Origin of the sequence: Kribbella sp. NPDC051587, assembly GCF_044453945.1 — a bacterium.
Lineage (GTDB): Bacteria > Actinomycetota > Actinomycetes > Propionibacteriales > Kribbellaceae > Kribbella.
On record NZ_JBITDE010000017.1, the window covers coordinates 84,593 to 97,370 of the forward strand.

At 68.3% G+C, this 12,778-nt stretch carries 14 protein-coding genes; 6 read left to right on the forward strand and 8 right to left on the reverse strand.

The window, feature by feature from the left end; all coding sequences use genetic code 11:
• Position 1 precedes the first annotated feature (1 nt).
• Together ACIA49_RS37970 and ACIA49_RS37975 are read left to right on the forward strand one after the other, a co-directional pair.
• Entirely contained in the window at positions 2-1,378 is a 1,377-nt protein-coding gene (locus ACIA49_RS37970; protein WP_396383124.1) for a hypothetical protein, read from the forward strand.
• Positions 1,375-1,881 carry a hypothetical protein gene (locus tag ACIA49_RS37975; RefSeq protein WP_396383125.1) on the forward strand — a complete coding sequence of 169 codons (507 nt, stop codon included), beginning with the start codon at positions 1,375-1,377 and terminating at the stop codon, positions 1,879-1,881. Before ACIA49_RS37970 ends, ACIA49_RS37975 begins: the two co-directional genes overlap by 4 nt.
• Before the next feature lie 283 nt (positions 1,882-2,164).
• Here ACIA49_RS37975 and ACIA49_RS37980 read toward each other — a convergent pair whose 3' ends face one another.
• A complete protein-coding gene (locus tag ACIA49_RS37980) occupies positions 2,165-2,788 on the reverse strand; it encodes a MerR family transcriptional regulator (protein WP_396383126.1) in 624 nt (207 codons plus the stop codon).
• A gap of 82 nt (positions 2,789-2,870) precedes the next feature.
• On the opposite strand from ACIA49_RS37980, the gene ACIA49_RS37985 reads away from it, so the two are divergent.
• A complete protein-coding gene (locus tag ACIA49_RS37985) occupies positions 2,871-3,272 on the forward strand; it encodes a hypothetical protein (protein WP_396383127.1) in 402 nt (133 codons plus the stop codon).
• Here the strand turns inward: ACIA49_RS37985 and ACIA49_RS37990 are convergent.
• Positions 3,262-4,242: a helix-turn-helix transcriptional regulator gene (locus ACIA49_RS37990; protein WP_396383128.1), complete on the reverse strand. Its 981-nt coding sequence runs from the start codon at positions 4,240-4,242 to the stop codon at positions 3,262-3,264. The two genes, ACIA49_RS37985 and ACIA49_RS37990, sit on opposite strands and share 11 nt — an antisense overlap.
• Positions 4,243-4,284: 42 nt before the next feature.
• Between ACIA49_RS37990 and ACIA49_RS37995 the strand changes: the two genes are divergently transcribed.
• On the forward strand, positions 4,285-5,559 hold the full coding sequence (locus ACIA49_RS37995; RefSeq protein WP_396383129.1) for an FAD-binding oxidoreductase: 1,275 nt from the start codon (positions 4,285-4,287) through the stop codon (positions 5,557-5,559).
• Positions 5,560-5,578: 19 nt separating this feature from the next.
• Here the strand turns inward: ACIA49_RS37995 and ACIA49_RS38000 are convergent, their stop codons facing one another.
• The 4 genes from ACIA49_RS38000 to ACIA49_RS38015 form a co-directional block, all read right to left on the reverse strand.
• A complete protein-coding gene (locus ACIA49_RS38000) occupies positions 5,579-5,974 on the reverse strand; it encodes a RidA family protein (protein ID WP_396383130.1) in 396 nt (131 codons plus the stop codon).
• A gap of 33 nt (positions 5,975-6,007) precedes the next feature.
• Positions 6,008-6,427: a protein phosphatase gene (locus ACIA49_RS38005; protein ID WP_396383131.1), complete on the reverse strand. Its 420-nt coding sequence runs from the start codon at positions 6,425-6,427 to the stop codon at positions 6,008-6,010.
• 9 nt (positions 6,428-6,436) lie between these two features.
• A complete protein-coding gene (locus tag ACIA49_RS38010) occupies positions 6,437-7,507 on the reverse strand; it encodes an ABC transporter ATP-binding protein (RefSeq protein WP_396383132.1) in 1,071 nt (356 codons plus the stop codon).
• Between the two features lie 123 nt (positions 7,508-7,630).
• The gene (locus ACIA49_RS38015; protein WP_396383133.1) at positions 7,631-8,524 is read right to left on the reverse strand and encodes a LysR family transcriptional regulator; all 894 of its coding nucleotides are present in this window, start codon (positions 8,522-8,524) and stop codon (positions 7,631-7,633) included.
• Positions 8,525-8,606: 82 nt separating this feature from the next.
• Here ACIA49_RS38015 and ACIA49_RS38020 point away from each other — a divergent pair, with 82 nt between their 5' ends.
• Complete coding sequence (locus tag ACIA49_RS38020; protein WP_396383134.1) at positions 8,607-9,830, forward strand: MFS transporter; 1,224 nt, start codon at positions 8,607-8,609, stop codon at positions 9,828-9,830.
• Positions 9,831-9,835: 5 nt separating this feature from the next.
• Here ACIA49_RS38020 and ACIA49_RS38025 read toward each other — a convergent pair whose 3' ends face one another.
• On the reverse strand, positions 9,836-10,699 hold the full coding sequence (locus ACIA49_RS38025) for an alpha/beta fold hydrolase (protein WP_396383135.1): 864 nt from the start codon (positions 10,697-10,699) through the stop codon (positions 9,836-9,838).
• Positions 10,700-10,821: 122 nt separating this feature from the next.
• Here ACIA49_RS38025 and ACIA49_RS38030 point away from each other — a divergent pair, with 122 nt between their 5' ends.
• The gene (locus ACIA49_RS38030; RefSeq protein WP_396383136.1) at positions 10,822-11,511 is read left to right on the forward strand and encodes a dienelactone hydrolase family protein; all 690 of its coding nucleotides are present in this window, start codon (positions 10,822-10,824) and stop codon (positions 11,509-11,511) included.
• 326 nt (positions 11,512-11,837) lie between these two features.
• Here the strand turns inward: ACIA49_RS38030 and ACIA49_RS38035 are convergent, their stop codons facing one another.
• Positions 11,838-12,773, reverse strand: a complete 936-nt coding sequence (locus tag ACIA49_RS38035; RefSeq protein WP_396383137.1) for an AraC family transcriptional regulator — start codon at positions 12,771-12,773, stop codon at positions 11,838-11,840.
• Positions 12,774-12,778 lie beyond the last annotated feature (5 nt).

The window sequence follows — 12,778 nt, forward strand, 5'->3', positions numbered from 1 at the left end:
GATGACGCCGTACGACGCTGATGCTGCGCTGGCGCGGCTTCGGGATGCTTGTCTGGGCGCGGATGTGGGTGCGCGGGGTGAGCTGCTGGAGTGGTTGGGGCAGTTGCGGCCGGCGGACTTGGTGCGGCTTGATGAGCGGGCGCGGTGGTGGTCTTGGTCTGTCAACTATCCGTTGGGGGTGCGGGCGGACTGGGATCGGGTGGTGGGTCGGGGCGATCTGTTGCCCGACTGCGTGGCGTCGATGCACGCGGATGGGTATCTGCGGGAGCACGCGACGCGGTTGCTGGCGTCGCGTGAGGGTGACGTGGTTGCTCGCTGTTTGGCGTTGCGGGCGGTCGATCACATCGAGCCGGTACGGCGGATTGCGCTGACTGGGCTCACGGGTCGGCCGGATGTGGTCGCGCTGGGTGTGCTGGTGCGGATGCGGGACCGCGTCCACGGGCCGACCGCGCTCACGTCGTACCGGGGTGAGTTTGAGCTGACGGAGCTGTTGGCTGAGCCCGATCTCGCCGTACGGCGATTTGCGTATGACGAGGTGATGTCGCAGCTCGACTCCGATCAGATCGCGCGGCGGCTGGAGGTCGAGACGGATCAGTGGTTGCGGCGGCAGTTGGCCGAGCGATGGATGGCGATCGATCCGGTCGAGGCGAAGGGGCGGCTGCTCAGTTCCCGGTACGTCGAGGGCCGGCTGACCGTGTTGCTCGACGGGACGGACGAGTTGTTCGAGCGGTCCGAGCTCGAGACCCTCATGCTCGACCGATCCCGTCGGATCCAGACCGCCGCGCGCTGGCGGTACCGCCGGGCCGGACACGACCCGGCGCAGTTCTATCGCTCGCACTGGAAGACCAACGACGCTGCTCTCCTCGGACTGCGTGAAACCGGCCAGCGCCTCACCGAAGCCGAAGCACGCACCGCTCTGACGAGTCCGGATTCGCCCCGGCGACTGGCGGCCCTGCACGTCTGGCCGACCGACCTTCCGCCCAAGGACCTCCTCCTGACCCTCCTCGCCGACCCCAGCGGCGCTGTTGTCAAACACGTCGCCCGCCTCCTGGCCGCCACCCCCGGCATCCGGTACGACGACCTCGCCGACGCAGCCACCTCACCCCACGCCACCCACCGCCGCGCAGCCTGGCGAGTCCGTCACCAGCTCGGCGCCTGGAACCGAGTCCGCGCCGACCTCGAAGCCCTGCGCGACCCCGACACCAAGCTGGTCCGCTCGGCCACCGACGACCTCACCATCTGGCTCACCTTCCACTCCGCCAGCACCTTCCAGCCCCTCCTCCCCACCGAACGCGAAGCCATCCGCACCCACCTAACTCACGTAGCCCTCAGCCCCGACGTCGCACGCCAGATCAGATTCCACGCAGGCATCCGATGACGGTCGTCGTGCAGTGGGTGCGAACCACGTGGACGAAACGGTCGCGGGGTGAGCCGGGCGCCAGCCGGCGGAACGCGCTCCCGATGGGATTTCGGCTGCCGGACGACGAGGCGCCCTTCGTGCATGGAGTGGTCATGCGGGAGCAGGACGATTTCAAGGTGTGGGAGGGGACTCAGGCCGGCCTGCCTGGTGAGGTCACAGTGACCCGCGGTCGGGAACGGCTGGAGAGCGGAGTCGAGATCACGCCTGTCGAGGGTGCGATCCGGGTGCGGTTGACGGTGACGCCGTACGGGATGCCGCAGCGGCCGAATCGAGCGCGGGCGGTGCGCTTGGCGCCGGATGAGTGGGTCAGGTGGCAGATCAACTACCGGTATCCGAGTCATTGGGGCGAGGACTGGGTCTATCGCCTGGACACGCTGAACCTCTTCCACGGATCACCTGAGCGTGACGTGTTCCTGGGCGAGCCGACGTACGACGTCCGGGAGCTCGCCTCGCTCTTCTAGCGCCAGAGTTTGGCGGAGGTGGAGTCGACTGCGGTGAGTCGGTCGTTGAGTGTGACCACTGTGGCGTTGTCCATCGATTACCGACGGCACTCTCAGCACAGTCGATGGAGGGCTGCTTGTGGTCGAGCGTCGAGTGAGGCCCACCGTGCTCATGGGCGATCCGGTAGCGGGTGGAGGCGGACCGCCGCCACTCAGTAACGCTGCGCGGTTCGTCGCGTTCACGCTCAGCGCACCTCGCTCGGGGCGGCTCGGGAATGGGTTGGTGAGTGGGGCGGGTCCGCTTTTAGCGCCAGAGTTTGGCGGAGGTGGATTCGTGGGCGAGGAGGCGGAGGGAGGAGATGAGGGTTTCGCCGAGGATGGTGCCGATGACTACGGATTCGGCCAGTTGGTCTCGGGTGGGGGCGGAGACGGCTTGTACTTCTAGCTGGGTGAAGCGTTCGACGGCTTCGGCGTAGGCGTCGAGGAAGCTGACGAGGTTGTCCTGGCCTAGGGAGCGGAGGGCGGCGACGGTTTCGATGAGGGTGGTGAGGGCGGGGGCTTCGGGTTCTACGGTCCAGCCGCGGCGGGTGAGGAGGGCGTTCACCTCGACCGCGGCGGCGGCGCGGGCTTCGGGGGAGGCGGTGGGTTTGCGGGTGGGGGTGAGGGCGCGGTGGGTGCGGCCGATCTGGTCGTGCAGGGGGATGTCGTCGGCGTCGAGGGAGTCGACGATCTCTTTGACCTGGGCGACCGGGACCTGGGCGAGGTCGACGAGGGCGCGGATGAGGCGGAGCCGGCGGAGGTGGGCTTCGCCGTACGACGCCTGGTTGGGGCTGGTGAGTTCGCCGGGGGCGAGCAGGCCTTCGCGCAGGTAGTACTTGATCGTCGGGACCGGGATTCCGGTCGCTTTGCTGAGTTCCCCGATCCGCATCGCTTGCCTTTCGTCGCCGTACGACGGATAGTATCAGTATCCATTAACGGATACCGAAGCTATCCATAGAAGAGGTGGACGAATGACCGACGCATCGCGGATCATCGCCGGCGTCATCCTGCTCACGATCGTCACGATCGAGTTCGGCGGCTACTTCATGACCAAGATCGTCCGGGGGCAGGTGCCGATGACGGACTTCCAGAAGTCGTTCGCCCGGGCCGGCCACGCGCACGCCGGCGTGCTGGTGATCCTCAGTCTGGTCGGACTCCTGTACGTCGACCAGACGGGCCTGACCGGCGTACCGCTCTGGATCGCCAGAATCGCCATCCCGCTCGCCGCCATCCTGATGTCCGGCGGCTTCTTCGCCTCGTCCGCCGGGAAGGGGCGCACGCAGCCCAATCAGTTCCTGTGGGTGCTCTGGATCGGCGCCGCGTCACTCGCGGTCGGCGTGCTGACGTTGGGGATCGGACTCATCACGGCCTGAACGACTGCAACCGAACCCCCGCCTCGGCAATCAGCGAAGCCGTCTCCGGCGACGCCTCGTCGACGGAGAAATCGGCGCCCAAGGCAACAATCCCGGCCACCAGTTGCAGCAGCAGCGACGGTGTCTCGGCCGAGAACTCGACAACACATGCAGCAGACCCGACCGGCGTAATCCGGCCCGGGACGAACCCGTAGAAATGAGCCGCCACCTCGTCCGCCGGCAGCTGCACAGTCAGCCGGACACTATGCCGGTACGACGCATGCGCGAACGACTCGGCCAGGTACGACGCCGCGTCGTCACCCGGCAATGGACGCGGAACGAATCGATGCAACGTGGGATCGACCGCGGAGATCCGGTCGACCCGAAAGAACCGCCAGTCGTCCCGCGCGGGGTCGAACGCCAACAGGTACCAGTGCCACGACACTGTCACCAACTGATGGGGTTCGACCCGCCGCCGCGACGGCGCCTCCCGACGGCTCACGTAATCGAAGGCGACGAGCTCATGGTTCCGGCAGCAGCGGGCCAGTGTCGCCAGGGTGTCCGGATCGACCTGCGGCGCGCCTTGGCGGGGGATCGACGAGGCCGCGGATCCCATCGCCGCGAGCTGCGGCCGCAACCGCGCGGGCAGTACCTGCGTGAGCTTGGCCAACGCGCTCATCGAGCTCGTCGCGATCCCGGTCACGCCACCACTGCCTGCGCTCACCAGGCCGAGCGCGACCGCGATCGCCTCGTCGTCATCCAGCAGCAGCGGAGGCAACGTCGTACCGGGTCCGAGGCGGTAGCCGCCCGCCGTACCGGTGGTGCCGGTGACTGGGTAGTCCAGTGCACGCAGCCGCTCGACGTCCCGCCGTACCGTCCGCTCGGTCACGCCGAGACGCTCGGCCAGCTCACGGCCGGACCACTCGCGCCGGCTCTGCAGCAGCGACAGCAACCGGAGCATCCGCCCGGGCATCTCCTTGCGCGCGCTCATTGCGGACAGGATAAGTCCGCAAGGGCTCCTAGCGTCAGCAGCATGATGCTGACGAGACAAGCCCCGCAGTACGACGACGCCCGGCTCGGCTTCCAGCGGCTCGACCCGCACCGGCCCGAGGTGATCTTCGAGGTGACGAGTGCGACCGAGATCGAGGAGGCGGTCCGGTACGCCGTCGACCACGATCACCGCATCGCCGTCCAAGGCGCCGGTCACGGGCTGACGCGCGGGATCAAGGGAGGCGTGCTGATCGCGACCCGCCACTTCAACGGCGTCCGCGTCGACCCGACCGCAAAGACCGCCTGGGTCGAAGCCGGCGCGACCTGGCAAGACGTGCTGACGGCCACCGCGCCGTACGGGTTGGCGCCGTTGTCCGGCAGTTCCCCCGGCGTCGGCGCGGTCGCCTACACGCTCGGCGGCGGACTCGGGCTGATGGCCCGCAAGTACGGGTACGCCGCCGATCACGTCAACCGAATCGAGGTCGTCACCGCAGATGGCACCCGCCGGGCCGCTGACGGCGACCTGTTCTGGGCGCTCCGCGGTGGCGGCGGCAACTTCGGCGTCGTGACCGGGATGGAGATCGCCCTCTTCGAGGTCCCGACCCTGTACGGCGGCAGCCTGTACTACGACCTCGCCGAGTCCCCGAACGCCGTCGAGGTCTGGCGTGAGTGGACCCAGGACCTCCCCGACGAGGTGACCTCCGCGGTCGCGATGATCCCGTTCCCGGACATCCCGCCGGTCCCGGCGCCACTCCGCGGCAAGTACATCGCCCAGCTCCAGGTCGCCAGCCTGCAAGGCGCCGACGTCGTCGAACCCCTCAGAGCCATCGGTACGCCGGTCCTCGACACGCTCGGCGAGCTCCCCTACGAGGAGTCGGGCAAGATCTTCGCCGAGCCCGAACGCCCCGACAGCTACCGCTCGCAGAACGTCCTGCTCAGCGACCTGGACCCCGACGCCCTCGCGACCCTGCCGAAGCTGGCCGGCCCAGGAGCGGAAGCGATGGCCATCATCGCCATCCGCCACCTAGGCGGCGCACTCCGTCACGAGCCGGCGATCCCGAACGCCGTCGGTCATCGCGACGCGTCGTACGCACTCACCGTCCTGATCCCCGGCGAACGCGAGACGCGCAAGCTGCAAGACGCCATCCTCGAGCCCTGGCGAGCGCAGTCCATCGGCCGCTTCCTCAACTTCACCTACGCCAACCTGACGCCCACGGAGATCACCGAAGCCTTTGACCCCAGCGATCACCAGCGGCTCATCAGCCTACGCAAGCACTACGACCCCACCGGCCGCCTCAACGCGAATCACGAGCTCTAGCGCTGTCTTGCCGGTGCTTTCACAGCGCAGCCGTCACGTCGATCTCGACGAGCTGACCGACGAACCCGAGCTGGGCCACACCGAGCAAAGTGCTGGCGGACTTGAAGGCCGGAGCGAGCGCAGACTCGTTCAGCTTGGTCCAGACGGTAGCCAGCTCATCGCGGTCCGCACTGTTCACGTAGATGACAGTCCGTACGACGTCCTCCGGGCCAGCCCCGGCCGCGGCGAGCGCAGTGAGGATGTTGTCGATCACCTGAGTGGTCTGGCCGGTGAGCCCGCCGTCGGCGAGGTCACCGGATGGCGTGAGCGGGCACTGGCCCGCGAGGTAGATGAGGGTGTCGGCTTGGACAGTGGTCACGTGGTGGTAGCCGGGCGTCGCGTGCAGTCCGTCCGGGTTCGTACGAGAGATCGTCACCCGACCGAGCCAACGTGATCACCGTTGCGTAGGTCAACTGAATTGACGCACGTACCGCTTCTGCCAGAAGGTCTCGACCGCATGCGAGCTGTAGTGACGGCGCACATACGCAACCGCCTCGGCCGCGGGCGCACCATCCAGTACGGCGAGGCAGGCGAGCGCCGTACCGGTCCGTCCTCGCCCGCCGGCGCAAGCGAACTCGACGAGCTCGGAACCCGAACGCTCCAACGCCTCCGCGAAAACCTCGCGGGCCAGAGCGCGATCAGAGGGCAACCGGAAGTCCGGCCAACGCAGCCACCGCGACTCCCAGTCGACGGCAGGCGGCTCGGAACCCAACAGGTACACGCCGTACGTCGGAAACGGCGCTGCCGCCGGGCCGTTGCGCAGACCGCGTCCGCGCACCAACCGTCCCGACGGCAGCTCGAGCACTCCCGGTGCCCCTTTGGACCACATCCGCCAACCCTAGACGAGGCGCTCCTCGGTCGAGGTGGAGAAGAGGTGCAGCTTCGACGGGTCCGCGGCGAGGTGCACGACGGCGCCCTTGTCGTTGTGCAGCCGGGTTCCGATGCGGGCGATGATCTGCTGGTTGGTGTGGACCGCCGTACCGTAGAGGAACGCGTCCGACCCCAGCTCTTCGATCACCGCGACGTTGACCGGCATGCCTTCGTCAGCAAGGTGGAAGGCCTCCGGGCGCACGCCCAGCGTCACGGTCTTGTCGGACCCAGCCTTGGCCAGGACATCGCGCGCGATCGGTACGACGTAGTCGCCGACGCGCGCTCCGCCGTCCACGATCTCCGCGTCGAGCAGGTTCATCGCGGGCGAGCCGATGAAGCCGGCGACGAACTTGTTCACCGGGTTGTCGTAGAGGTTCAGCGGGGTGTCCACCTGCTGCAGCTGGCCGTCCTTCAGTACGGCGACGCGGTCGCCCATCGTCATGGCCTCGACCTGGTCGTGGGTCACGTAGACGGTGGTGACGCCCAGCCGGTGCTGCAGTTCGGCGATCTGGGTCCGCGTCTGCACGCGCAGCTTGGCGTCCAGGTTCGACAGCGGTTCGTCCATCAGGAAGACCTGCGGACTGCGAACGATCGCGCGACCCATCGCGACGCGCTGACGCTGACCACCGGACAACGCCTTCGGCTTCCGGTCGAGGTACTCCTCGAGCCCGAGCAGCTTCGCCGCCTCGAGGACCCGCCGCGCACGCTCCTCCTTGTGGATGCCCTGCATCTTCAGGGCGAAGCCCATGTTCTCGCCGACCGACATGTGCGGGTACAGCGCATAGTTCTGGAACACCATCGCGATGTCCCGTTCCTTCGGCGGTGCGTTGGTGACGTCGCGGTCGCCGATGTAGATCGCTCCGTCGTTGACCTCTTCCAGCCCCGCCAGCATCCGCAGCGCGGTCGACTTTCCGGAACCGGAGGGACCGACGAGCACCATGAACTCGCCGTCCTGGATATCGAGATCCAGCTGCTGCACGGCGGGGATGTCACCGCCGGGGTAGATCCGGGTTGCTCCCTTGAACGAGACAGTTGCCATCTCGCGCTTCCTTCCTCAGCCGGCAGGAACGTGCCGGACGGTCCGTAGCAAAGGCCCCCAGGGATGTGGGTGTCTCTTGGCAAGAACCCGGCGCAACGGCAATGTATTCCTGAGTGAAGTAAGTCAGAAGTAGTCGCTTCGGGCGGCGTCGGTGAGCAGCTCCTGGAGGGCGACGACGGCTCTGCTCGGCGCCCGCCCGGCGATCGTTGCCACCGACAAGGTCCACGCCAGCTCCGGTTCGGTGAGGCGCAGATGCACCACATCCGTCACCGTCGGTGCGACGTCCGGTACAACGGCGATCCCGAGCCCGGCGCGGACGTACTCCGGTACCTCGCTCAGGTCCGGCACCTCGACCTGCACCTGCCGCGGGATCCCGGCCCGCTCGAAGGCCTGATCCACCATCCGCCGATTGCCGAACCCGCGGAGCATGTCGACGAACCGCTCCCCGGCCAGCTCTTTGAGCGTCACCGAGGCCTGACCGGCGAGCCGATGTGAAGGCGGCACCAGGACTCCGAACGGCACCGCGGCCAGTTCCCGCGCGTCCAGCCCACTCAGTTCCGCGGGCGGTAACCCGAGCAGGGCGACGTCCAACCGCCCATGCCGTACGTCGTCGGCCAGGCCGCTCGAACCGGTTGGCGACGTCGTGACCTGGACGTCGACCAACGGATACTTCCGGTGGAAGGCACCGAGCAGCGGCGCGAGATCAACGATTCCCAGTCGGGTCATCGTGCCGATCCGGAGGTTCCCGCGCAGCCCGGTCGAGGCCTCCTCGACCACCGAACGCGCCCGGTCGAGCGCCTCCAGCGCCGCCTTCGCCTCCGGCAGCAACGCCGCGCCCGCGGTCGACAGCGTCACTCGGCGCGTCGACCGGTCGAAGAGCGTCGTCCGCAGATCAGTCTCCAGCGCCCGGATCGCGGCCGACACCGTGGACTGCACGGTGAACAGCCGCTGCGCCGCGCGGGTGAAGCTCAGCTCCTCCGCGACCGCGACGAAGTACTCGAGCTGCCGGCTGTCCACAGATCAAATTATCGCCAGTCTCGATAAGACAGTGCAAGAACTTTCGTTGGACTCGATAGATCAGGCGAGGGACTCTGTTGATATGTCCACAACACTGACGTCGTCCCGCCCGGTCGAGTCGCGGGTTCGGTTCACCCACGGTCCGGGCTTCTGGGTGATCGCGGCAGCCTTCCTGATCACGATGGCGTTCTCCACGGTCCCCACCCCGCTCTACGCGATCTACCAACGACGGGACGGATTCCCGACGTACCTGATCACGATCATCTTCGCGGCGTACGCGGTCGGCGTGATGGTCAGCCTGTACCTCGCCGGCCACGTCAGCGACTGGCTCGGTCGACGCCGAGTGGCGTTGCTCGCCGTACTGGCTGAGGCTGTCGCGGCCGCGCTCTTCCTGATCTGGCCGGACGTCCCCGGCCTGTTGATCGCGCGCTTCATCTCCGGCGTCGGTGTCGGCGTGCTGACCGCGACCGCCACCGCGCATCTGTCCGAACTGCGCAAGATCGCCCGGCCGGCGGAGGACCCGAGTCGCTCGGCGCTGATCTCCAGCATGGTGAACCTCGGTGGTCTGGCCTTCGGTCCGCTCGTCGGCGGCATCCTCGCCCAGTACGTCGCCTCTCCGTTGGAGCGCCCGTACGAGATCTTCCTCGTGTTGTTGCTGCTGAGCGCGATCGGGATCGCGCTGGTTCCCGAGACGGTCGAGCGGCTGGAGGAGCGTCCGGCGTACCGGCCGCAGCGCGTTGCCCTGCCCTCGGCCGCCAAGCCGCTGTTCTTCGCCAGCGCGATCGGCGCGTTCGCAGCGTTCTCGATCTTCGGGCTGTTCACCTCGCTCGCGCCGACCTTCCTGGCCGGCGTACTGCATCAGCCGTCGCGCATCCTGGCCGGCGTGGTCACCTTCGCCGTCTTCATCGCCGGAGCCGGCAGTCAGGTGGTGTTCGTTCGGATGGAACGCCGCAACCAACTACGCCTCGGCCTGGTCTTCATGTCGGTCGGCCTGATCGGTATCGCGGTCGGCGGCCTGATCCCGAGCCTCGCGCTCTTCGTCATCGGCGGCGTCATCGCCGGAGCCGGCGTCGGCCTCGTCTTCCGCGGCGCGGTCGCCACCGCCGCCTCCCTGGCCGACGCGGGCTCGCGCGGTGAGGTGCTGGCCGCACTGTTCCTGATCGCGTACGCCGGTCTCGCGCTCCCCGTCCTCGCCATCGGCCTCGGCATCGCGCTTCTCCCGGCAGCGACCGCCCTGCTGATCTTCTCCGTACTGATCTTCATCCTCGTGAACGCCGCCGTACCGCGGATGCTTCGAGCTCAGTAGTGAGGTCAGGCTGCGGCGAGGGCGGCCACGATGGAGTCGATGTTGCTGATCAGCGACAGGTGACCTTCACCCGGTACCAATTGGGTGGTGGCTCCGGCGACGTGGTCGCCGAGCCAGCGCCCGTGGGCCAGCGGCACCATCCGGTCCTGGTCGCCTTGCCAGATCGAGACGGGAATCCGGATGCTCGCCAGGTCAAGGCCCCAGTCGGCGAGGAATGCGAGGTCGTCGTCGCGCCAGCCGTCGTAGCCGCGGGAGACGGCGGCGCGACAGGAGGCGGCCAGGTAGTCGGCCAGGCCACCGCGCAGCGCGGCCTGATCGACCGCGGACAGCAGATCACCGAAGGCGGCGATGATGTCGCCAGGCTGGACATCCTTCAACTCGACGCTCGCCTCGGCGAGGAACGTGTCGAGCGCATCCTTGCCGGTCGCCGCGGCTCCGAACTCGGCGACATTCTCCTCGCCCATGCCGCCCAACCAGTCCAGCCCCTCGGCGTCGTACGGTGCCACGCCCGCGATGATCGCCGCGGCCCGGCACCGGTCCGGCAGCAAGGTCGCGCAGGCAAGAGCGTGCGGGCCGCCACCCGACCATCCGATCGTGATGAAATCGTCCGCTCCGAGTGCGTCGAGCAGTGCGCTGACATCGTCCGCGACGTCTGCGACCCGGCGACCTGGCTGCGAGGTGCTGTCGCTGTAGCCCGGTCGGCTGTGCGTGACGAAGCGCAGACCATGCCGCGCCGCGGCCTCGGCCACCGGCTCCAGAGTCAGGGCGACCCCAGGCGTGCCATGGTGGAACACGAGGGGCCGCCCACCGGCGGGCCCCTCGACCACGTACTCCAGAACCCGTCCGCCGCTGACTTCGAGCTGCCTCATGCCAGGATTCTAGGCACCGCCGGCAGTTGGACCAGTGCGGCAACAATGGCGGGAAACCACGCGCACAGATGGAAAGGGGATGGGGAACCATGCCGGCAACGGCAGGGCACCCCCGACGACCAATGGGTGAGACTGTCAAAGTTGGAGACCAGGACGCATATCTGGCGCGGGCCGGCCAGGGCGGCATGTTGCTGCTGCCGATGATCACCGGCATCGGCGAGCAGATCCGCGCGTGGGCCGACGAGCTCGCCGCCGCCGGGACCACGGCGCTGGTCTGGGATCCGTTCAAGGGCCGGAGCCTCGACAACACGGCGCGCGAGGACCTCTTCCCGCTCGGCAGCCAGCTGAACGACGACCAGGCCTTGGCCGAGCAGCAAGCGTTGCTGGACTACCTGCTCAACGACCTCGGCTGCACCAAGGCCGGCACGATCGGCTGGTGCCTCGGCGGCCGGTTCGCCCTCCTGCTCGGCGCCCGCGACCAGCGCCTCGCCAACGTGGTGGCCTTCCATCCGACCATCCCCTCGGACCTCCCGCCACACCACACGTACGACGCCACCTCCGACGCGACCGGCATCGTTGCCCCGGTGCTCGTCAGCTACCCCAGCGCCGACACCCTCGTCACGAACGCCGACTTCGAGGCGCTCCAAACAGCACTCCAGTCCCGCCCCACCGGCGCGACGTTCACCCACTACTTCCCCGGCGCCGAGCACGGCTTCACCGACAAGTCCCGCCACGCCAACGAGGTCAACGCCACCGCCTACAAACTCGCCTGGCCCCAAGCCCTGGCCTTCATCCAAACCACCACCACCTAACCCCGTCCCGCCTCTCCGCAATGTGAACGGATGAGGTTGGCTGCGGGTGCTGGGGAGAGTTTCGGGCCGATTTGGGTGCAAATGTCTCCCCAGCGACCACCACGGTGGGTTAGCCAGCGGACCTCGTCACCGGCGGCGGGAACCACAGCCCGGAAGCTCAGGCAACGGGCAGGCGATCGCCTACCGAACCATCCCCCTTAGCCAGGCACCCATGCCAGCCACCCGTCACTGGAGATCGGCCGCAGCGGCGAGCAACCCACGCCGTACCGGACCGGCCGCAGCCGAGCGCAACGCAGCCGAGAACGCCGAGAACACTCAGAACGGCGTTAGGCGGCCTGGCGGCGGTGGGCGGTGGGCGTCGTACCGCGGACTCGTTTGAAGGCGACGCTGAGGGCGAAGGCGTTGGCGTAGCCGACTCGGCGGGCGATGGTTTCGACGGTGTCCTGGGTACTGCGGAGTTGGTCGGCCGCGAGCGTGATGCGCCAGGTGGTGAGGTAGCTCATGGGTGCTTCGCCGACGACCGCGGTGAAGCGGCGGGCGAGGCTGGCGCGGGAGACGCCGACGCGGTCGGCGAGCTCGGGGACGCTCCACGGGTACGACGGATCCTCGTGCAGCAGCCGTAATGCACCGCCGGCCACCGGGTCGGTCTGCGCCTGGTACCAGCCGGGCGCCTGCGATTCCGGCCGGTCGAACCACGCGCGCAGCGTGACGATCAGCGCGAGATCGAGCCAGCGGTCGAGCACACTCTGCTGACCGGGTGACTCGCGCCGGATCTCACTCGCGATCATCTCCATCACCGGCCCGGCCAGGTCGGCCGCCGGTACGACGAGCACCGACGGCAGCGCGTTGAGCAGTCGCCGGCTGACGTCACCGGCGACCTGATAGGTGCCGCTGGCAATCATCGCCGAGCCCTCCGCGCGACCGCCGTACGTGCGCAGTCCGAGCCGCTCGCTGTAGTCGATAGGGGCCCCAGGCAACGGTTGGCAGATGTTGCCGGGCAGGATCCGGAGTTGCGGTGCGGTGGTGACGCTGTCGCCGACGACGTACGGCGTGGTGCCCTTGAAGACCGCGACATCACCCGGTCCCATCCGGAGCGGCTCGATCCCGTCCCGGGTGACCCAGGCTTCGCCGCGCACCATCGTCGCCAGCGCGAGCGGCGCCTCCTCGCGGATCTCCAGGGCCCACGGCGGCTCCAGGATGCCGAGGTTGAACACCCCGTCCACCGCGCGGGTTCCGGCCAGCAGGTCATCGAGCACGTCCATAGCCT